The sequence below is a fragment of the Saccharibacillus sacchari genome, assembly GCF_037722395.1.
GTDB lineage: Bacteria > Bacillota > Bacilli > Paenibacillales > Paenibacillaceae > Saccharibacillus > Saccharibacillus sacchari_A.
This window is the reverse complement of sequence record NZ_JBBKAR010000010.1, coordinates 1-19541: the sequence shown is the minus strand read 5'-3', so window position 1 is coordinate 19541 and position 19541 is coordinate 1. Positions and strand designations below refer to the sequence as shown.

Below are 19541 nucleotides of genomic sequence, written 5' to 3'. Positions count from 1 at the left end.
ATCATCCCGAAGTCGGGAAGGGGCCTCGCTTTCTTTTTGTGTAATTTTAAAAAAGGGTTGCATTGTCGAGACATCTTCTATATAATAATGAATGTTGTTCTGAGACGTTGCGATGATGTGAGAGGTTACCGACACACCCGGCTCCTTTGCCATAGTTGGTGTGCGCGGAAAATTTTCACGGAGTATGTCCGATACCAAATTGGGCGATAGAAGGAGGGAATTTGAAATGGCAAAGCAAAAAATCCGTATTCGTTTGAAAGCATATGATCACAGAGTTCTGGATCAATCTGCAGAAAAAATCGTTGAAACAGCAAAACGTTCGGGTGCCGGTGTTTCCGGACCGATCCCGCTGCCGACTGAAAAGCAAATCATCACCATTCTCCGTGCGGTGCACAAATACAAGGATTCGCGTGAGCAATTTGAACAACGCACACACAAGCGTTTGATCGACATTGTGAACCCAACTCCACAAACTGTGGATGCCTTGATGCGTCTGGACTTGCCGTCCGGCGTCGATATCGAAATCAAACTGTAAGACTCCTGAATAAGGACATAAATGAAAAGAGGTGTCAACATGACTGGTATCTTAGGGAAAAAACTGGGTATGACCCAAGTGTTCACCGCTGAAGGTAACGTCGTTCCTGTAACGGTTATCGAAGCAGGCCCATGTGTGGTTCTGCAGAAGAAAGACCTGGAAAATGACGGTTATGAAGCGGTACAAATCGGTTTCGCGGACAAGAAAGCTAGCCGTTCCAACAAACCGGAGGCAGGTCACGCTAAAAAAGCGGACACTGCACCTAAGCGCTACATTCGCGAACTTCGCGGTGTTGACCTCGCTAACTACGAGGTTGGACAAGTGCTTAAAGCGGACGTGTTTGCTGAAGGACAATTCGTCGACGTAAGCGGCGTATCCAAAGGTAAAGGTTTCGCTGGTAGTATCAAGCGTTGGGGACAAAGCCGCGGACCAATGTCGCACGGCTCGCGTTACCACCGCAGACCGGGTTCGATGGGTTCCATCCAGGCTAACCGCGTACCGAAAGGCAAACGCCTGCCAGGACACATGGGCCATGACTCGATCACTGTTCAAAACCTCGAAATCGTAAGAGTCGATGCGGAACGCAACGTACTGCTGGTTAAAGGCTCCATTCCGGGTCCTAAAAACGGCTTCGTTAAAGTTCGCGAATCGGTGAAGAAATAATAAATCCTTAGAAGAAAGGAGGAACATGAAATGCCTACAGTAAAAGTTTTTAATATCGAAGGTAGCGAAGTTGGAGAAATCGAACTTAGCGATTCGGTATTCGGTATTAATCCTAACGGACATGTGCTCCACCAAGCTGTCGTGATGCAACAAGCATCGCTTCGCTCGGGTACGCACAAAGTCAAAGGACGTTCGGAAGTTCGTGGCGGCGGTCGCAAACCTTGGAAACAAAAAGGTACAGGACGCGCTCGTCAAGGCTCGATCCGTTCTCCGCAATGGAGAGGCGGCGGTATCGTCTTCGGACCAACTCCGCGCAGCTACTCTTTCAAACTGCCTAAAAAAGTTCGTCGTCTGGCGATCAAATCGGCACTGTCTTCGAAAGTCATCGCTAACGAAATTATCGTTCTCGATACATTGAGCCTGAACGCTCCGAAGACAAAAGAATTCGCAGGTATCCTGAGCAAGTTGAACGTAGACCGCAAAGCCCTGGTAGTGGCTCCGGAATATGACAACAACGTGGCTCTGTCTGCTCGTAACATCCCAGGCGTGAAATTCGTTCAAGCCGACGGCATTAATGTTCTTGACGTGCTCGTGCATGATAAGCTTATCATCACGAAGGACGCAGTACAGAAGGTACAGGAGGTATTCGCATAATGAAAGATCCTCGCGACCTTATCAAACGTCCGATTATTACGGAACGTACAGCTGAAGCAATGAGTCAGTCGAAATACGTGTTTGAAGTGCAAATGAGCGCTAATAAAACGGAAGTGAAGAAGGCAGTAGAAGCGATCTTCGGCGTAAAAGTGCTGAAAGTCAACATTCTACGCGTTCCGGCTAAACCGAAACGTTATGGCCGTCACTCCGGTTACACGAGCGAGTGGAAAAAAGCGATCGTGACGCTGACTCCAGAAAGCAAATCGCTCGAATTCTTTGAATCTGCAGAGTAAGGAGGAAAACTAACGTGCCAATCAAAAAGTACAAACCAACGTCCCCGGCTCGCCGCGCTATGAGCGTGTCGACATTCGAAGAAATCACCACGAATCAGCCGGAGAAATCGTTGCTGTCGCCGCTCTTCAAAAAAGCGGGCCGCAACAACCAAGGTAAAATTACGGTTCGTCACCATGGCGGCGGACACAAACGTAAATACCGTATCATCGACTTCAAACGTACCAAAGATGGAATTCCAGGCCACGTTGCTACGATCGAATACGATCCGAACCGGACTTCGAATATCGCATTGATCAACTATGCAGACGGCGAGAAACGCTACATCATCGCGCCTAAAGGTCTGAAAGTTGGCGATACGATCTACTCCGGTCCTCAAGCGGACATCAAGATCGGTAACGCACTGCCACTGGAAAACATTCCGGTAGGTACAGTTATCCACAACATTGAGTTGAAACCGGGCAAAGGCGGCCAAATGGTTCGCGCTGCCGGAACAGAAGCTCAATTGTTGGGTAAAGAAGAACGCTACGTATCGATCCGCCTGTCTTCTGGCGAAGTTCGTCGCGTACTCAAGGTTTGCCGCGCTACAATCGGTTCGGTAGGTAACCAAGATCACGAACTCGTGAAAATTGGTAAAGCCGGACGTAACCGTTGGTTGGGCAACCGTCCTCAAGTCCGCGGCGTAGTAATGAACCCGAACGATCACCCACACGGTGGTGGTGAAGGTCGTGCTCCAATCGGACGTAAGTCGCCGCTGTCGCCATGGGGCAAACCAACCCTGGGCTACAAAACGCGCAAGAAAAACAAATCTTCGGATCAATACATCATCCGTCGCCGTACGAAGTAATGCGCTTATCCCGCATTGCTTCGCCGGCTAGGATTATGGAACAAGCCAGCTGAAGGGAGGACTACAATCGATGACACGCAGTCTCAAAAAAGGCCCTTTCATTGACGGATACCTGCTCAAAAAGGTAGAAGTACTGAATGAAACCGAAAAGAAAGTCGTTATTAAAACTTGGTCCAGACGTTCCACGATTTTCCCACAATTCATCGGACACACTTTCGCCGTTTATGACGGACGCAAGCACGTACCGGTTTATGTAACGGAAGACATGGTTGGACACAAACTGGGTGAGTTCGCGCCGACGCGTACTTACAAAGGCCATGCCGCTGACGACAAGAAAACAAGACGCTAAACGGACCTTATACTAAAGTCCGAAGGGAGGTTATGATAGCATGGAAGCACAAGCGCACTTGAAATATTCCCGCATCTCCCCACGTAAAGCCCAACTGGTCGCTGACCTGATTCGCGGCAAACACGTAGGTGAAGCAATCGCGATTCTGCGCCACACTCCGAAAGCGGCATCCCCGATTTTGGAAAAATTGCTGAACTCGGCAATCGCTAACGCAGAACACAACCACTCGCTGGACGTAAGCAAGTTGGTTATCTCGCAAGTTTTCGTAAACCAAGGACCGACTTTGAAACGTTTCCGCCCTCGGGCAATGGGACGCGCAAGCCGGATCAATAAACGCACCAGCCATATCACTCTGGCTGTATCCGAAAAGTAAGGAGGGACAACTGTGGGACAAAAAGTAAATCCGGTAGGATTCCGCGTAGGCGTTATCCGTGACTGGGAATCCAAATGGTATGCTGGTAAAGACTTCGGTACTCTGTTGATGGAAGACGTGAAAATTCGCGAATACCTGAAAACAAAGCTGAAAGAATCTGCTGTCTCCAAGATCGAGATCGAAAGAGCAGCTAACCGCGTAAACGTAACGATCCATACGGCGAAGCCGGGTATGGTAATCGGACGTGGCGGCGCGGAAGTTGAAGTACTGCGTGGCGAAATCACCAAGATTTCGAACGGCAAAAAAGTACACATCAACATCGCAGAAATCAAGAACCAAGAACTGGACGCTATTTTGGTTGCCGAAAGCATTGCACAACAATTGGAACGTCGCGTATCGTTCCGTCGTGCTCTGAAACAATCGATGCAACGTACAATGCGTGCAGGCGCTAAAGGAATCAAAACTGCAGTTAGCGGTCGTCTGGGCGGTGCCGAAATCGCACGTTCGGAAGGCTACAGCGAAGGAACTGTTCCACTTCATACCCTGCGTGCCGACATCGACTACGGTACAGCTGAAGCGCACACGACCTACGGTCGTATCGGCGTTAAAGTATGGATCTATCGTGGAGAAGTTCTTCCTCCAGCTAAGAAACAAGCTGCTCAGGAAGGAGGCAACTAATCATGTTGGTACCTAAACGTGTAAAACACCGTAAACAGCAACGCGGCAGTCTGGCCGGTCGTGCTAAAGGCGGTACTGAATTGAACTTCGGCGAATTCGGCCTGCAAGCGACTGAACCTTCGTGGATCACGAACCGTCAGATCGAAGCAGCGCGTATCGCTATGACACGTTACATCAAACGTGGCGGTAAAGTTTGGATCAAGATTTTCCCGGATAAGCCGATCACTCAAAAGCCTCTCGAGGTCCGGATGGGTAGCGGTAAAGGTAACGTTGAGAAATGGGTAGCGGTTGTAAAACCGGGCAAGATCATGTTTGAACTTGCTGGCGTTTCGGAAGAAATCGCTCGTGAAGCAATGCGCCTCGCTTCTCACAAACTGCCTGTTAAAACTAAGTTTGTGAAACGTGAAGAATTGGGTGGTGAAGCAAATGAAGGCTAAGGAACTGCGCGACCTGACTACTGCCGAAATCGAACAGAAGGTCTCCGGATTTAAAGAAGAACTCTTTAATCTGCGCTTTCAGCTCGCTACCGGTCAACTCGATAACCCTACACGCATCAGCGTAGTCCGCAAGGAAATCGCTCGTGCTAAAACGGTTCTGCGTCAAAGAGAACTCGGAATTACTTCTTAATTCCTTTTGAACCCTCGGGTACAATATAAGCCCTTTATTCAGGAAGGAGGCTAACCATGACCGAAGAACGCAACTCGCGTAAAACGTTGGTGGGTAAAGTCGTAAGCGACAAAATGGACAAGACGATCGTAGTTGTTGTAGAAACTTACAAAAAACACGAACTCTACCACAAACGCATCAAGTCGACGAAGAAATTCAAGGCGCATGACGAAAACAACGAAGCGAAAATCGGCGATACAGTAAGAATCGTTGAAACTCGCCCGCTGTCCAAAGACAAGCGTTGGAGACTGGCTGCAGTTACTGAAAAAGCAATCATCATCTAATGAACGATAAGCTCGTCCGAAAGGAGGACATTCATAATGATTCAACCATTTACACGTTTGGCTGTAGCTGATAACTCCGGTGCGAAGGAACTGATGTGTATCCGCGTACTTGGTGGTACGGGACGTCGTACAGCTAACATCGGTGACCTGATCGTTTGCTCGGTAAAACAAGCAACACCAGGGGGCGTTGTCAAAAAAGGCGACGTAGTTAAAGCAGTAGTTGTTCGTACGAAGCGTTCGGTACGCCGTAAAGACGGATCGTACATCGCATTCGACGAAAACGCAGCGGTAGTCGTAAAAGACGATCGTGGACCACGTGGTACACGTATCTTCGGACCAGTTGCTCGTGAACTTCGCGACAAGGACTTCATGAAAATCGTTTCCTTGGCACCGGAAGTTATCTAATATAATGCACGATTTTCTTAATGGTCGATCGGCCTTTAAGTCATAGGAGGTGTACCTGATGGCAAGAGTGAAAAAAGTTCTGGAATCCCATAACAACAAACTTCACGTAAAAAAAGACGATGTCGTTATCGTAATCAGCGGTAAAGACAAAGGCAAAAAAGCGCGCGTTATCGCCGCTTACCCTCGTGAAAACCGCGTGTTGGTCGAAGGCGTGAACATGGTGAAAAAACACCAGAAGCCAAGCCAATCGAACCCGCAAGGCGGAATCGTGGAACAAGAAGCTTCGATCCACGTTTCGAACGTAATGCACGTTGACCCGAAAGACGGCAGCAAAGTGACCCGTGTAGGTTACAAGACGCTGGACAACGGTAAAAAAGTGCGCGTTGCGAAACGGTCCGGAGAAGTTATCGAATAATCCCATTTTTACGGAAAGGAGGTTCATCCTTCATGGTAACAAGATTGAAAGAACGTTATTTGAACGAAAGCACTCCTGCTCTGATGCAGAAGTTTGGCTATTCTTCGGTCATGCAGGTTCCTAAGCTTGAGAAGGTTGTCATCAACATGGGTGTTGGTGAAGCCGTATCTAACTCCAAAGTTCTCGATACTGCGGTAGCTGAACTGGAGCAGATCGCAGGTCAAAAGCCTGTTATCACTCGTGCAAAAAAATCGATCGCAGGTTTCAAACTGCGTGAGAATATGCCGATCGGAACAAAGGTTACACTGCGCGGCGAGCGTATGTACCAGTTCCTCGACAAATTGTTCAACGTATCGCTTCCACGCGTACGTGACTTCCAAGGTGTATCCAACAAAGCCTTCGACGGCCGCGGCAACTACACACTGGGTCTGAAAGAACAACTCATCTTCCCAGAAATCCAATACGATCAAGTGGACAAGGTCCGCGGTATGGATATCGTTATCGTTACGACAGCAAAAACAGACGAAGAGGGCCGCGAACTGCTTACAGGTCTCGGAATGCCTTTCGCAAAATAATATCGGCCAGTATCTAGGGCCATGATCTATGACCCTGTTCTCCCGAAAATATCCAGGAGGTGTCAGGCTAAAGTGGCAAAAACTTCGATGAAAGTTAAACAGCAACGTACACCGAAATTCAAAGTGCGTGCATACACGCGCTGCGAACGTTGCGGTCGTCCACACTCGGTGCTGCAAAAGTTTAAAATCTGCCGTATTTGCTTCCGCGAATTGGCTCATAAAGGTCAGATTCCTGGCGTTAGAAAAGCAAGCTGGTAATTACCGCATAACAAGGAAGGAGGTTCACACACATGACTATGTCCGATCCGATTGCTGATATGCTTACACGTATTCGTAACGCGAACGTGGTACGTCACGAGAAAGTCGAAATGCCGGCTTCCGCGATGAAAAAGCAAATTGCCGAGATCCTGAAGCGCGAAGGTTTTATCCGCGACGCGGAATTCGTACAGGATAACAAACAAGGCATCATTCGTATTTTCCTGAAATACGGTCAAAATAACGAACGCGTTATTACTGGTCTGAAAAGAATCAGTAAGCCGGGTCTGCGCGTGTACACGAAGAGCAACGAAGTTCCTCGCGTACTGGGCGGCCTGGGTATCGCGATTATCTCCACGTCTAAGGGAGTTATGACCGACAAAGAAGCTCGTCAAGCGAAAGCTGGCGGCGAAGTAATCTGCTACGTTTGGTAATTACGTCAGAACACAAGGAGGTGCAACAACTATGTCTCGTATTGGTCGCAAACCAATCGAAGTACCGGGCGGCGTTGAAGTAACGCTGAACAACACAGCGATTACAGTCAAAGGTCCTAAAGGTACTCTCACTCGTGAACTTCATAGAGATATGAAAGTAACGGTGGAAGGTAACACAATCACTGTAGAACGTCCTTCCGACAACAAAGAGCATCGTTCCCTTCACGGAACGACACGCAGCGTTGTCAACAACATGGTAAGTGGTGTAACGGAAGGTTTCTCCAAGTCGCTTGAATTGGTCGGGGTCGGATACCGTGCCAGCAAGTCTGGAGATAAGATCGTCCTGAACGTGGGCTACTCCCACCCGGTTGAAATCACACCGGAATCGGGCATCGAGTTCGAAGTTCCTTCGAACACGAAAATCATCGTTCGCGGAATTGACAAAGAGCGCGTAGGCGCTTATGCTGCTCAAATCCGTAAAGTACGCGAACCGGAACCTTACAAAGGTAAAGGTATCAAGTATGAAGGCGAACGCATCATCCGTAAAGAAGGTAAAGCGGGCAAGAAAAAATAAGCCGCTTTCCTTCGCATTACCCTTAGCTTGCTCATGTGAAGCTGCTTAATAAGCAGATTGGGAAGGAGTGAAAGTACTCATGATTACCAAAGGTGATAAAAATAAAGCTCGCTTGAAAAGACACTTGCGTGTACGCAAGAAAATTCAAGGTACGGTTGAGCGCCCTCGTCTGAACGTATACCGTTCCGATAAGCACATCTATGCCCAACTGATCGACGACGTAAACGGCGTAACACTCGTTTCCGCATCGACTATGGACAAAGATCTGAAAAGCGAGATCACAAACGGCGGCAACGTTGAAGCTGCTGCTAAAGTTGGCACACTGGTTGCAAACCGCGCTAAGGAAAAAGGTCATACCGTTGTCGTTTTCGACCGCGGAGGATACCTCTACCATGGACGGATTCAAGCACTGGCTGACGCAGCTCGCGAAGCTGGACTGGAATTCTAAAACGAAAAAAGGAGGTTAACGACTTGCGTGTAGATATGAGCACTGTAGGAGAACTGACGGAGCGCGTTGTACACATCAACCGCGTAGCTAAAGTTGTAAAAGGCGGACGCCGTTTCAGCTTCAGCGCACTGGTTGTCGTAGGCGACGGACAAGGCAACGTTGGAGCAGGTATCGGCAAAGCTGGAGAAGTTCCAGATGCGATCCGTAAAGGTATCGAAGATGCCAAGAAAAACTTGATCCACGTTCCTCTCGTCGGAACAACGATCACTCACCTGGTTACAGGTAAATTCGGAGCAGGTAGCGTATTGCTGAAACCAGCATCCGAAGGTACCGGCGTTATCGCTGGCGGCCCAGTACGTGCCGTACTGGAACTTGCAGGCGTAGGCGACATTTTGACAAAATCCCTGGGTTCTTCGAACTCCATGAACATGGTCAATGCGACTTTGGAAGGATTGTCCCGCTTGAAGCGTGCCGAAGATGTGGCTAAGCTTCGTGGTAAATCCGTCGAAGAACTGAGAGGCTAAGGAGGGAACAACAATGGCTAAATTGGAAATTACCCTCGTACGCAGCCTGATCGGACGTCCGAAAAACCAACGCACGACTGTAAATACATTGGGTCTGCGTAAAACGAACCAAGTTGTCGTCCAAAACGACAACGCTGCGATTCGCGGTATGGTTAACCAAGTCAAGCACCTGGTTTCCGTAAAAGAAATCGAAGCTTAAAAACAATCGCTCCGCAAGGAGCGAAACAATAGAATGAATCAAGGAGGTGCAACGAACGATGAAGTTACATGAGCTTTCTCCTGCTCCGGGTTCGACTAAAGAGCGGAAGCGCATCGGTCGCGGTACGAGTAGCGGTACGGGTAAAACAGCCGGACGCGGTCATAAAGGCCAAAACTCCCGCTCCGGCGGCGGTGTTCGTCCAGGCTTCGAAGGCGGTCAAAACCCATTGTATCGTCGTTTGCCAAAACGCGGATTTGTTAACCCAACCCGCAAAGAATATGCCATCGTCAACATCGAAGAACTGAACAACTTTGCAGAAAACACTGAAGTCACTCCTGAGCTGCTGAAGGAACAAGGTATCGTCAAAGATACAAAGAGCGGTATCAAGATCCTCGGCAATGGCGACGTGACGGTGAAACTGACTGTCAAAGCAAACAAGTTCTCTCAATCTGCGGTGGAGAAAATCGAGGCTGCCGGCGGTAAAACCGAGGTGATCTAATGTTCAACACCCTGAAGAATATATGGAAGGTCGAAGACCTCCGTAAACGGATCCTGTTTACGTTGATGGTTCTCGTAATCTACCGTATCGGTACGTTCATCCCTGTTCCGGGCGTTAACACGGACGTACTCCAGTCGGCTAACGAAGCCGGCAGCCAGTTGATGGGTCTGTTGAACACCTTCTCCGGAGGGGCGCTTCTTCAGTTCTCGATCTTCGCTCTCAGTATCTATCCGTACGTTACGGCATCGATCATCGTACAGCTGCTGTCGATGGATGTCATTCCGAAATTCACCGAGTGGTCAAAACAAGGTGAACACGGCAAGAAAAAACTAGCGCAGATTACCCGATACGGCACCATAGTTCTGGGTTTGGTTCAGGCGTTCGCTACAGCGATCGGTTTCAACCGCATTTATAATGCGGAAATGATTCCGAACGCTACGATCGTCGACTATATTCTGATTGCAATTGTTTTGACCGCGGGTACTTCCCTCCTGATGTGGATGGGTGAGCAAATCACGGAAAAAGGCATTGGCAACGGGATTTCGATTCTTATCTTTGCCGGGATCGTCGCAAACATTCCAGGTTATATCTCGACAACAGCGCAGTCTGATTTCATCGTGGACGGTCAAACGTTCCTAAACGCGATGAAAACGGTCATCATCCTGCTTGTCTTGATCCTGATTATTGTCGGTGTTATCTTCATTCAGCAAGGGATCCGGAAAGTTCCGGTTCAATATGCGAAGCGGGTAGTCGGTAATAAAATGTACGGCGGTCAAAACACTCACATCCCGTTGAAAGTCAACGCTGCGGGTGTCATCCCGGTAATCTTCGCCGTATCTCTGTTGCAGTTCCCGGTTATTTTGGCAAACTTCTGGTCAACGTACGCGTGGGCTACTTGGGTGCAAAACAACCTGAACTACAGTCAGCCGCTGGGCATGGTGCTATATGCAATCATGATTATCGGCTTCACGTTCTTCTACACCTTCGTGCAGATCAATCCGCAGCAGATGGCAGAGAATATGAAGAAAAACGGCGGTTACATTCCTGGAGTTCGTCCTGGTAAAGCGACCGAGAAGTACATTACTCGCGTAATGTCCCGTCTCACGGTTACCGGTGCGGTATTCCTGACTGTAATTTCTTTGCTGCCGATCGCGTTCGGTTCGCTTTCCGGTCTTCCTCAGTCGGTTCAAATCGGCGGCACTTCGCTGCTGATCGTCGTCGGGGTTGCCTTGGATACGATGAAGACGATTGAAAGTCAGCTGATTAAACGGCATTATAAAGGTTTTATCAATAAATAGCTCAGGTTCCGGACGGGTCCGACTCCATGCGCTCGCCCGGCGCCTTTTGTGCGGTTAGGCATGGGTAAGACGTAAGGAGTGGACATCACGTGAACATTCTATTCATGGGGCCTCCCGGGGCAGGTAAAGGAACACAGGCGCAGGTCATCGTCGATGCATTCGGCCTTCCTCATATTTCGACAGGCGATGCTTTTCGTTTGGCGATCAAAGAGGGAACTCCAATTGGAGTCAAGGCAAAAGAATACATCGACCAGGGCCTGCTCGTACCGGATGACGTAACGAACGGTATCGTCCGCGAACGGCTGAGTCAGCCGGATTGCGAAAAAGGTTTCTTGCTCGACGGATTTCCGAGAACTCTGCTGCAGGCCGAAGCATTGGATACTCTTTTGCTCGAATCTGGCCGTAAGCTTGATCATGTTGTCAATCTGAATGTGGACCCGGAGAAACTTCTGGTCCGGATTACAGGTCGTCGGATCTGCAAAACCTGCGGAACGACTTACCATGTAGTTTTCAACCCGCCAAAGCAGGAAGGCGTGTGCGACAAAGACGGTGGCGAACTCTACCAACGTCCGGATGACAATGAAGAGAGCGTACGCACCCGGCTTGATGAGTATACAAGCAAAACGGCGCCTCTGATCGATTACTATGCAAACAAAGGCTTGCTGCGGCAGATCGACGGAGACCAGGAGATCGGTACGGTATCGGAAGGTATCCTATCCGTACTGCGAGGTTAACTGTAATGATCATTTGCAAGTCCGAAACGGAGCTCGGCTTTATGAGAGAAGCGGGACGGATTGTGGCTGAGACTCACCGTGTATTGGCAAAAGCAATCAAGCCGGGCGTTACGACGGCCGAGCTCGATGCGCTTGCTGATGCGACCATCCGCAGCCAGGATGCGGTGCCGTCTTTCAAAGGCTATAATGGTTTTCCGGCTAGCATATGTGCGTCGATCAACGACCAGTTGGTACACGGATTCCCCAGTGAGCGCAAGCTTCGGGAAGGCGATATCATCTCCATCGATATCGGTGCGCAATATCGGGGTTACCACGGCGATTCCGCCTGGACTTACCCGGTAGGGCAAATTTCCGACGAAGCCCAGCGATTGCTGGACGTTACGGAAGCCTCCCTGTACGCAGGACTGGCTCTTGTGAAGCCGGATGTGCGTCTGTTTACCATTTCGCATGCGATTCAGCGACATATCGAAGAGTCCGGAATGTCTGTAGTTAGGGAATATGTCGGTCACGGCATAGGCAAGGACCTCCATGAGGAACCGAAGATCCCGAATTATGGCATCGAGGGCCGCGGTCCGTTGCTTCAATCCGGCATGGCGCTGGCAATCGAACCGATGGCCATTCTCGGCGGAAGACAACTTCGAACGCTTGAGGATAATTGGACTGTCGTGACGGTGGACGGCTCATTGTGCGCTCATTTTGAGCACACGGTGGCAGTTACGCAAAACGGATTGGAAATTTTCACAAAATTGAACGCGTAGGTGATAAACTTGAAAAAGGAACATCCCCTGCAGATCGGTCAACTCGTGAAGATCCGGAAAGGCCGCGATGCCGGGCAGGCGGCGGTGGTCGTAAGACTTGACGAGGAGCAGGGTATTTGGATAGCGGACGGACACAAGCGCAAGTTTGATCGTCCGAAGAAGAAAAATCCGCTTCATCTCGAGTCTCAAATGACGATCAGCAGCGAAGTCGTAAACAGTTTGCAGGAGAGCGGAAGGGTTACGAATGCCAAGCTGCGCCATGCAGTGAACGTATTTTTGGAATCCGACGCAAATGCTAAGCAGAAAGGAGAATGATTGTGGCCAAGGAAGATGTCATTGAAATCGAAGGCGTGGTTATCGAACCATTGCCGAATGCGATGTTCAAGGTGGAACTCGAGAACGGTCATCAAATTCTCGCTCACGTTTCCGGAAAGCTGCGCATGCACTTTATCCGTATTCTGACGGGAGACAAAGTGGTCGTACAGTTATCGCCTTACGATCTGACTCGCGGCCGTATCACTTATCGTAAGTAAGGATACGTCGCTTTTTGGATATACAACGTTCTAGTAGCTTGTCTCCTTTAAATATAGTAGGCTTATGTTTGTCTGAAACGCACAAGGTTTGTGTGGATCAGTCAAACGTAACCGTGTGTTGGGTTGAGACAAGATACAGTGTGCGGAGCGTTCACGGCCTTGCCGTTACGTTCCAGGCACAATCAAACCGAATGCTTTTGAGGAGGTAATAATCATGAAGGTTAGACCGTCGGTCAAACCAATGTGCGAAAAATGCAAAGTCATTCGTCGCAAAGGGAATGTCATGGTAATCTGCGAAAATCCGAAACACAAACAAAAACAAGGATAAATTAGAAGGGGGTGTAGCGTAATGGCTCGTATTGCTGGTGTGGACTTACCACGTGACAAACGCGTTGAGATCGCCTTGACTTATATCTTCGGGATTGGTAAAACAACTTCCCAAAAAATCCTGAGCCAAACAGGAATCAGCCCGAACACTCGTGTTCGCGATCTGACTGAGGATGAAGTAAGCAAGCTGCGTGAATCGATTGACGCTAATGAAAAAGTTGAGGGCGACCTGCGTCGTGAAATCTCGCTGAACATCAAACGTCTGATCGAGATCGGATCTTATCGCGGTGTACGTCATCGTCGTGGATTGCCGGTACGCGGACAACGTACGAAAACGAATGCTCGTACTCGTAAAGGTCCTCGTCGTACTGTAGCGAACAAGAAGAAGTAAGAAAGGGGGATAACTGACAATGGCTAAACCGAAAAAAGTCGTACGTACGAAACGTCGCGACCGTAAAAATATCGAATCCGGCGTGGCACATATTCGTTCCACGTTTAACAATACGATTGTAACGATTACGGATCCGCACGGAAACGCGATCTCCTGGGCAAGCTCTGGCGGTCTCGGTTTCAGAGGTTCGCGTAAATCGACTCCATTCGCTGCTCAGCTTGCTGCCGAAACAGCTGCTAAAGCTGCTATGGAGCACGGTCTGAAAACTGTTGAAGTTATGGTTAAAGGTCCTGGTGCAGGTCGTGAAGCGGCTATCCGCTCCCTGCAAGCGACAGGTCTGGAAATCAACCTGATCAAGGACGTAACACCGGTTCCTCACAACGGATGCCGTCCTCCTAAGCGTCGCCGCGTATAGTAATCATAAGCATTGTGCATTCAGTATGCTTTGTTTCACGGAAGCGACGTTTTGAAGGAGGGGTATTGTAGTGATAGAAATCGAAAAGCCGAAAATCGAGACCGTCGAGATCAATGACGGAGGCACGTACGGAAAGTTTGTCGTTGAGCCTCTGGAACGTGGATACGGTACGACGCTTGGGAACTCGCTTCGTCGCATCCTGCTGTCGTCGCTTCCCGGCGCGGCGGTGACTTCGGTCCAAATTGACGGCGTTCTGCACGAATTCTCGACGATCCCCGGCGTTACGGAAGACGTAACGGAAATCATTCTGAATCTGAAAGCTCTCTCGCTGAAGATTCATTCCGATGAAGAAAAGGTACTGGAAATCGACGCGGAAGGCGAAGGCCTGGTAACGGCTGGAGACATCCGCGCTGATAGTGATGTGGAGATCCTTAACCCGGATCTGCATATCGCTACTCTGGCACCGGGATCGAGATTGCATGTGCGCATCTTCGCAGGCCGCGGCCGCGGATATGTTCAGTCTGTCAAAAACAAACGTGACGATCAGCCGATCGGTGTTATTCCGATCGATTCGATCTACACTCCGATTTCCCGCGTTAACTACGCTGTGGAAAACACTCGGGTTGGACAAGTCACAAACTATGACAAGCTGACGCTTGAAGTCTGGACAGATGGCAGCATTCGTCCGGAAGAAGCGGTTAGTCTTGGCGCCAAAATTTTGACCGAGCACGTGCTGCTCTTCGTAGGTCTGACCGACGAAGCTCGCGACGCGGAAATCATGGTCGAAAAAGAAGAAGACAAGAAGGAAAAGGTATTGGAGATGACGATCGAAGAACTCGATCTCTCCGTGCGTTCCTACAACTGTCTGAAGCGTGCCGGTATCAATACGGTACAAGAGCTGACTACGAAGTCTGAAGAAGACATGATGAAGGTTCGCAACCTGGGCCGCAAGTCTTTGGAAGAAGTTCAAGAAAAGCTCGAAGAGCTTGGACTCGGTCTTCGTCAGGAAGACTAAGAACGAAGAGCATGATGTAGAAGGAGGGAAAAACATGGCATACCAAAAGTTGGGACGTAACTCCAGCGCTCGTAAAGCATTGCTTCGCGACCTGGTAACCGACCTGTTCCTGTACGAGCGTATCGAAACGACAGAAGCGAAGGCTAAAGAAGCTCGCTCTATCGCTGAAAAACTGATCACCCTTTCCAAACGCGGAGATCTGCATGCACGCCGCCAAGTGGCTGCATACGTTCGTCGCGAGACGGTTGACGGTGAAAAAGACGCTATCCAAAAGCTGTTCGCTGATCTGGCACCGCGTTACGCGGATCGTCCGGGCGGCTACACGCGCATCCTTAAACTGGGAGCACGCCGCGGCGACGCAGCACCTATGGTTTACCTGGAACTGGTTGACCGCGCCTAGTCGCAGGTTTAACGGTTCGGGTCAGGGGTAACCCTACCATCAGGATTCCCGAGAAACGTATGCCGCCTGTTTAAGGCGGCAGAGCCGTTTCTTTTTTTTTGAACTCAGGACACGGCGAAGACATGGAGGTGATCTTTTGCGCAACTTATGTATGACCCTTGCCTACGACGGCACGAACTATCATGGATTTCAGACGCAGCCTGCCGGAAAGACCGTTCAGGACGAGCTTGAAGCTTCTATTCTGGCGCTGACCGGCGACAAGCCTAAAATCATTGCTTCGGGCCGCACGGATGCAGGCGTACATGCTTACGCACAAGTATTCAACTTCCATACGTCTTCGCTGATCCCCGCGGATCGCTGGCCGCTCGCGTTGAATGCCCGGTTACCGCAGGATATCGTCGTGACCCGCTCTTGGGAAGTGCCTTTGGAATTCAACTCCCGGCATGCGGCCAAGCGGAAGACGTATCGCTATACGATTAACGCAAACCGCTATCCGGACGTATTTCATCGGCATATGCAGTTCCATCACCCCGCGCCGCAGCTTAATATCGAAGCGATGCGGGACGGGCTGCAACAACTGGTGGGCACGTACGACTTTACGTCGTTCGCCTCCAGGCACTCCCAAAAGACCAATCACGTCCGAACGCTGCTTGAAGCACGGATCGAAGTGGATACGACAACCTGCCGGCCGGGAACGGCCGATCAGGGGTTTATCCATATTTTTCTGACGGGAACCGGTTTTCTCCAGCATATGGTTCGTATCATTACAGGAACGCTGCTACAGGTGGGAGAAGGCAAGCGTACACCGGAGGATATGAAGAACATTTTGCTGGCTTGCGATCGCGCAGCGGCAGGACCGACCGCGGTGGGGAAAGGTCTCGCGCTATGGAACGTCGATTACGGCGAACTACTGCCTGAATAACCGAAAGTTCTTTGGGGAATTGCTTTAAAATGTATTGCAGTTTCAACTGTTATCATGTAGAATAAAAGTTGTGTTTTCTTGAAGGCTTCCCACGGCCCCCAATCAAGAACAACACGCAGAATCATCTTGATTTAACTTTTACCTATCCATGATCGCAAACATAAATCGTTCCGGCAGCCCCGGATCTTAGCCCGGCGGCATGGAACGTTCTGACACGTAAAAAGAATTTTATTGCAAAGATTAGAAGGAGGAACTTATTCATGCGTACTACCTACATGGCTAAGCCGAGCGAAGTTGAGCGCAACTGGCACATCATCGACGCCGAAGGCAAAACGCTGGGCCGTTTGGCTAGCGAAGCTGCTGCCCTCATCCGCGGCAAGCACAAAACACAATTTACTCCTCACGTAGACGGCGGTGATTTCGTTGTCGTAATCAACGTTGAGAAAATTCACCTGACAGGCAAAAAGCTTCAGGACAAGAAATACTACCGTCACTCGATGCACCCAGGTGGTTTGAAAGTCACTAGCGCAGGCGAAATGATCAAAAACAAACCAGAACGTCTTTTGGAACTTGCTGTAGCCGGTATGCTTCCTAAAACTCGTATGGGCGACAGAATGAAACTCAGACTTAAAGCGTATGCCGGAGCAGAGCATCCACATGCAGCACAAAAACCGGAAGTTTACGAACTTCGCGGCTAAATAAAAGGAGGACCCTTTCATGGCAAATGTACAATACTATGGGACTGGTCGTCGTAAACATTCGGTAGCTCGTGTTCGCCTTGTACCGGGTGAAGGACGCATCGTCATCAACAAACGTGAAATCGACGAATACTTTGGTTTGGAGACGCTCAAGCTGATCGTTAACCAACCGCTGAACCTGACTGAAACTGTTGGCAAATACGATGTAATCGTATTGGCACACGGCGGTGGCACTTCGGGCCAAGCCGGCGCTATCCGTCACGGTATTTCGCGCGCCCTGCTTAAAGCAGACCCTGAGCTGCGCGGTTCGCTGAAAAAAGCGGGCTTCCTGACTCGTGACCCACGTATGAAGGAACGCAAAAAGTACGGCCTCAAAGCCGCTCGTCGCGCTCCACAGTTCTCGAAACGTTAATCCTTTTTGGATATTCAAACAGCCTGTTTCCGATCCTTTCGGAAGCAGGCTGTTTTTTTGTTGTAATTACATAAGCTTTTTGCTTCTGCTTTACCTTTACAATTCAAACTTGGTGAGGGTTCGTTCCAGACTGAAAGTACTTTGCTCAAGCGACTTGGTCGTTGCAGCAATCGTTTTTGAAGCTTGCAATTGTTGCAGCGATAGGTCTTGCAATGAAACGGTATAGTCGGCAGTGATCTTTGAAATCTTGGAGATCTGCTCGACAGAAGCGGATACTTCCTCTGAACCGGCTAGAATTTGCTGTGCAGAGGCTGAGATGTCTTCCATATGAACACTGATCTCGTTGAATCGTGTAACCGTATGTTCGAACAATGCGCTGACTTGGGTAGAAAGTTCGCTGCTCTTTTTGATTTCCGTGCTTTCCTGGGTCATGCGTTCTCCAATTGTGGCTGTTTCCTGGCTAATCTTGGACAACAATTCCACGACACGCGAAGCGGAAGTCGAAGATAAGCCGGCCAACTTGCGAATTTCACCGGCTACGATAGCAAAGCCTGCACCTTGTTCTCCCGCCCGAGCGGCTTCGATCGAAGCGTTCAAAGCAAGCAGATTCGTTTGGTCCGCAATAGTTGTGATCGCCTGGAGAACAGGCTCGACTTCGTTCATGTAGAAATGGAGAGTTTGTACAGAGTTAGACGTATGGCCAACCAGCTGGGACATTTCTGTAATTTGCTTTTGCAAACCGTCCATTGAAGATTTACCTTGCGTTGCAGCATCCAGCACTTCCGTCGAGGCATTGGATACATTCGCAGAAGAGTGAGTCACCCGTTCAATTGCTGAAGTAATCTCTTGCATGGATCTGGCACAATCTTCTGCGCCTGCATATTGATTATTGGCTTCCATCGTGAGCGTAGCGGCAGACTGATTCAGCTCGTTATTCATAGTAAGAAGGAGATTCGCCTCGGAAGTGAATCGATGCGAGGATTGCACTAGGGTTTGCGTAGTTTCCTGCATATCCCGCATCACATCACCAAGCGTTACGCCTAATCGCGCACTCATTTTAACCATGGCTTCGTAGGTCTGGCCGATTTCATCTTTCGAATACTTACTTACAGTACTCAACACCTGGTTGGCGTTACCGATCTCCCCGTCTGCGATGGCCTGAGCCCCTTTTACGATGATACCGAGAGGCTTTAACGCCCGATACAGGAACAGGGCAATGACGGCAAAGATAATCAATGTTATGCCTGCCATCCCCATATAGAATAAAAAGCTCCTATCAATGAATTGGTTGGAGATTTGATTGGCTACGCTGACGTCCGTATCGATTCCCAAGACTCCGATCATGGAGCCGGAAGAGTCGCGAATCGGGACGTAAGCCGAGATATAACTTCCGTATTCGGGATGGACGATGATTCCGGTGCTCGCGTTTTCCCCTTTTAACAGCTTCTCGATGGCTTCTTCGGGAATATCGGTGACTTCTCCGATCGGCGAAGCGCTATCTGAATCAACCAGTTGCCCATCTACAAGAAGAATAGGCTGTTTATCCTCGTTGATACTCACCGTATACACATACATAGCTCCGATCTCGCTTCGATACGTATTGAGCTGTTCGCGTATCTGCCAATATAAATCGTTTTCCACGGGATTCGACAAAAACGACTTGTACTGCTCCATATCAAATTGCGTCGCGAAGGCTTCGGCCATTTTCATATTGAAGCTACTGATCGTGTACTCGCTCGCTTTTTTGACATTTTCATTTTGCATGTAAACAAATGTGGTGAAGAGAATTGCCAACACAAGAAAGATAATGATGGACAGCTTTACCGCGAGTTTCTTGGTGATTAGGGACATGAGTGCCACCTTCCTGAATTTTCTGAGTTCATTGTACTATGCTTGCTTGGTAGATGCTCAAAAAAGTTTTTCTCATTTTGAAATAAAGATTGATTGTTCACGCGGAAAGTTTTATACTT

At 49.4% G+C, this 19541-nt stretch carries 35 protein-coding genes; 34 read left to right on the top strand and 1 reads right to left on the bottom strand.

Translation table 11 applies throughout. The annotated features are described in order from the left end of the window. Nucleotides 1-226 precede the first annotated feature (226 nt). The 34 genes from rpsJ to rpsI all read left to right on the top strand — a co-directional run bounded on the left by rpsJ (nt 227) and on the right by rpsI (nt 17571). A complete protein-coding gene (rpsJ, locus tag WKI47_RS04010) occupies nt 227-535 on the top strand; it encodes a 30S ribosomal protein S10 (protein ID WP_037291586.1) in 309 nt (102 codons plus the stop codon). Between the two features lie 39 nt (nt 536-574). Next, nucleotides 575-1198, top strand: coding sequence for a 50S ribosomal protein L3 (gene rplC, locus WKI47_RS04005; protein WP_172247785.1), 624 nt, complete (start codon nt 575-577; stop codon nt 1196-1198). A 30-nt stretch (nt 1199-1228) separates the two neighbouring features. Continuing rightward, on the top strand, nt 1229-1852 hold the full coding sequence (gene rplD, locus WKI47_RS04000; RefSeq protein WP_340225888.1) for a 50S ribosomal protein L4: 624 nt from the start codon (nt 1229-1231) through the stop codon (nt 1850-1852). Further along, a complete protein-coding gene (gene rplW / locus WKI47_RS03995) occupies nt 1852-2145 on the top strand; it encodes a 50S ribosomal protein L23 (protein ID WP_340225887.1) in 294 nt (97 codons plus the stop codon). Before rplD ends, rplW begins: the two co-directional genes overlap by 1 nt. Nucleotides 2146-2159: 14 nt before the next feature. Beyond that, entirely contained in the window at nt 2160-2990 is an 831-nt protein-coding gene (rplB, locus tag WKI47_RS03990) for a 50S ribosomal protein L2 (protein ID WP_340225886.1), read from the top strand. Nucleotides 2991-3060: 70 nt separating this feature from the next. Then, nucleotides 3061-3339 carry a 30S ribosomal protein S19 gene (gene rpsS / locus WKI47_RS03985; protein ID WP_037291578.1) on the top strand — a complete coding sequence of 93 codons (279 nt, stop codon included), beginning with the start codon at nt 3061-3063 and terminating at the stop codon, nt 3337-3339. A gap of 40 nt (nt 3340-3379) precedes the next feature. Beyond that, on the top strand, nt 3380-3712 hold the full coding sequence (gene rplV, locus WKI47_RS03980) for a 50S ribosomal protein L22 (protein WP_340225885.1): 333 nt from the start codon (nt 3380-3382) through the stop codon (nt 3710-3712). A 12-nt stretch (nt 3713-3724) separates the two neighbouring features. After that, on the top strand, nt 3725-4390 hold the full coding sequence (gene rpsC, locus WKI47_RS03975) for a 30S ribosomal protein S3 (protein WP_340225884.1): 666 nt from the start codon (nt 3725-3727) through the stop codon (nt 4388-4390). A 2-nt stretch (nt 4391-4392) separates the two neighbouring features. Further along, on the top strand, nt 4393-4827 hold the full coding sequence (gene rplP / locus WKI47_RS03970; RefSeq protein ID WP_340225883.1) for a 50S ribosomal protein L16: 435 nt from the start codon (nt 4393-4395) through the stop codon (nt 4825-4827). Further along, nucleotides 4817-5017: a 50S ribosomal protein L29 gene (gene rpmC, locus WKI47_RS03965; protein ID WP_018978360.1), complete on the top strand. Its 201-nt coding sequence runs from the start codon at nt 4817-4819 to the stop codon at nt 5015-5017. The genes rplP and rpmC overlap by 11 nt, the downstream gene beginning before the upstream one ends. Nucleotides 5018-5073: 56 nt before the next feature. Beyond that, nucleotides 5074-5340 (top strand): 30S ribosomal protein S17, encoded by a 267-nt coding sequence (rpsQ, locus tag WKI47_RS03960; protein WP_037291570.1) that lies wholly within the window; start codon nt 5074-5076, stop codon nt 5338-5340. Between the two features lie 36 nt (nt 5341-5376). Further along, entirely contained in the window at nt 5377-5745 is a 369-nt protein-coding gene (gene rplN, locus WKI47_RS03955) for a 50S ribosomal protein L14 (protein ID WP_018978358.1), read from the top strand. Nucleotides 5746-5803: 58 nt separating this feature from the next. Beyond that, on the top strand, nt 5804-6160 hold the full coding sequence (gene rplX, locus WKI47_RS03950) for a 50S ribosomal protein L24 (protein WP_340225882.1): 357 nt from the start codon (nt 5804-5806) through the stop codon (nt 6158-6160). A gap of 32 nt (nt 6161-6192) precedes the next feature. After that, entirely contained in the window at nt 6193-6735 is a 543-nt protein-coding gene (rplE, locus tag WKI47_RS03945; protein WP_340225881.1) for a 50S ribosomal protein L5, read from the top strand. Between the two features lie 72 nt (nt 6736-6807). Further along, on the top strand, nt 6808-6993 hold the full coding sequence (locus tag WKI47_RS03940) for a type Z 30S ribosomal protein S14 (RefSeq protein WP_340225880.1): 186 nt from the start codon (nt 6808-6810) through the stop codon (nt 6991-6993). A 32-nt stretch (nt 6994-7025) separates the two neighbouring features. Then, nucleotides 7026-7424 carry a 30S ribosomal protein S8 gene (gene rpsH / locus WKI47_RS03935; RefSeq protein WP_037291559.1) on the top strand — a complete coding sequence of 133 codons (399 nt, stop codon included), beginning with the start codon at nt 7026-7028 and terminating at the stop codon, nt 7422-7424. Nucleotides 7425-7455: 31 nt separating this feature from the next. Then, nucleotides 7456-7998, top strand: a complete 543-nt coding sequence (rplF, locus tag WKI47_RS03930; protein WP_340225879.1) for a 50S ribosomal protein L6 — start codon at nt 7456-7458, stop codon at nt 7996-7998. Between the two features lie 79 nt (nt 7999-8077). Then, nucleotides 8078-8446 (top strand): 50S ribosomal protein L18, encoded by a 369-nt coding sequence (gene rplR / locus WKI47_RS03925; RefSeq protein ID WP_340225878.1) that lies wholly within the window; start codon nt 8078-8080, stop codon nt 8444-8446. A 23-nt stretch (nt 8447-8469) separates the two neighbouring features. Further along, complete coding sequence (gene rpsE, locus WKI47_RS03920; RefSeq protein ID WP_037291553.1) at nt 8470-8970, top strand: 30S ribosomal protein S5; 501 nt, start codon at nt 8470-8472, stop codon at nt 8968-8970. 13 nt (nt 8971-8983) lie between these two features. Then, nucleotides 8984-9169, top strand: coding sequence for a 50S ribosomal protein L30 (gene rpmD / locus WKI47_RS03915; protein WP_037291550.1), 186 nt, complete (start codon nt 8984-8986; stop codon nt 9167-9169). Nucleotides 9170-9227: 58 nt separating this feature from the next. Beyond that, nucleotides 9228-9668: a 50S ribosomal protein L15 gene (gene rplO / locus WKI47_RS03910; protein ID WP_037291547.1), complete on the top strand. Its 441-nt coding sequence runs from the start codon at nt 9228-9230 to the stop codon at nt 9666-9668. Continuing rightward, complete coding sequence (secY, locus tag WKI47_RS03905) at nt 9668-10966, top strand: preprotein translocase subunit SecY (protein ID WP_340225877.1); 1299 nt, start codon at nt 9668-9670, stop codon at nt 10964-10966. Before rplO ends, secY begins: the two co-directional genes overlap by 1 nt. 89 nt (nt 10967-11055) lie before the next feature. Further along, nucleotides 11056-11700: an adenylate kinase gene (locus WKI47_RS03900; protein WP_172247780.1), complete on the top strand. Its 645-nt coding sequence runs from the start codon at nt 11056-11058 to the stop codon at nt 11698-11700. A gap of 5 nt (nt 11701-11705) precedes the next feature. Beyond that, complete coding sequence (gene map / locus WKI47_RS03895) at nt 11706-12458, top strand: type I methionyl aminopeptidase (protein ID WP_340225876.1); 753 nt, start codon at nt 11706-11708, stop codon at nt 12456-12458. Between the two features lie 9 nt (nt 12459-12467). Continuing rightward, a complete protein-coding gene (locus tag WKI47_RS03890) occupies nt 12468-12773 on the top strand; it encodes a KOW domain-containing RNA-binding protein (RefSeq protein ID WP_340225875.1) in 306 nt (101 codons plus the stop codon). A 2-nt stretch (nt 12774-12775) separates the two neighbouring features. Next, complete coding sequence (gene infA / locus WKI47_RS03885) at nt 12776-12991, top strand: translation initiation factor IF-1 (RefSeq protein ID WP_018978345.1); 216 nt, start codon at nt 12776-12778, stop codon at nt 12989-12991. Nucleotides 12992-13205: 214 nt separating this feature from the next. Continuing rightward, nucleotides 13206-13319: a 50S ribosomal protein L36 gene (rpmJ, locus tag WKI47_RS03880; RefSeq protein WP_037291536.1), complete on the top strand. Its 114-nt coding sequence runs from the start codon at nt 13206-13208 to the stop codon at nt 13317-13319. Nucleotides 13320-13340: 21 nt separating this feature from the next. Further along, nucleotides 13341-13709 carry a 30S ribosomal protein S13 gene (rpsM, locus tag WKI47_RS03875; protein WP_340225874.1) on the top strand — a complete coding sequence of 123 codons (369 nt, stop codon included), beginning with the start codon at nt 13341-13343 and terminating at the stop codon, nt 13707-13709. A 19-nt stretch (nt 13710-13728) separates the two neighbouring features. After that, nucleotides 13729-14124 carry a 30S ribosomal protein S11 gene (rpsK, locus tag WKI47_RS03870; RefSeq protein ID WP_037291530.1) on the top strand — a complete coding sequence of 132 codons (396 nt, stop codon included), beginning with the start codon at nt 13729-13731 and terminating at the stop codon, nt 14122-14124. A gap of 70 nt (nt 14125-14194) precedes the next feature. Next, a complete protein-coding gene (locus WKI47_RS03865; protein ID WP_037291528.1) occupies nt 14195-15139 on the top strand; it encodes a DNA-directed RNA polymerase subunit alpha in 945 nt (314 codons plus the stop codon). 34 nt (nt 15140-15173) lie between these two features. Continuing rightward, the gene (rplQ, locus tag WKI47_RS03860) at nt 15174-15539 is read left to right on the top strand and encodes a 50S ribosomal protein L17 (protein ID WP_037291525.1); all 366 of its coding nucleotides are present in this window, start codon (nt 15174-15176) and stop codon (nt 15537-15539) included. Nucleotides 15540-15675: 136 nt separating this feature from the next. Then, nucleotides 15676-16461 (top strand): tRNA pseudouridine(38-40) synthase TruA, encoded by a 786-nt coding sequence (truA, locus tag WKI47_RS03855; protein ID WP_340225873.1) that lies wholly within the window; start codon nt 15676-15678, stop codon nt 16459-16461. Nucleotides 16462-16721: 260 nt separating this feature from the next. Beyond that, the gene (rplM, locus tag WKI47_RS03850; RefSeq protein WP_340225872.1) at nt 16722-17159 is read left to right on the top strand and encodes a 50S ribosomal protein L13; all 438 of its coding nucleotides are present in this window, start codon (nt 16722-16724) and stop codon (nt 17157-17159) included. 19 nt (nt 17160-17178) lie between these two features. Then, the gene (rpsI, locus tag WKI47_RS03845) at nt 17179-17571 is read left to right on the top strand and encodes a 30S ribosomal protein S9 (protein ID WP_037291520.1); all 393 of its coding nucleotides are present in this window, start codon (nt 17179-17181) and stop codon (nt 17569-17571) included. Between the two features lie 96 nt (nt 17572-17667). Here the strand turns inward: rpsI and WKI47_RS03840 are convergent, their stop codons facing one another. Then, nucleotides 17668-19422 carry a methyl-accepting chemotaxis protein gene (locus tag WKI47_RS03840; protein WP_340225871.1) on the bottom strand — a complete coding sequence of 585 codons (1755 nt, stop codon included), beginning with the start codon at nt 19420-19422 and terminating at the stop codon, nt 17668-17670. Between the last annotated feature and the right edge of the window lie 119 nt (nt 19423-19541).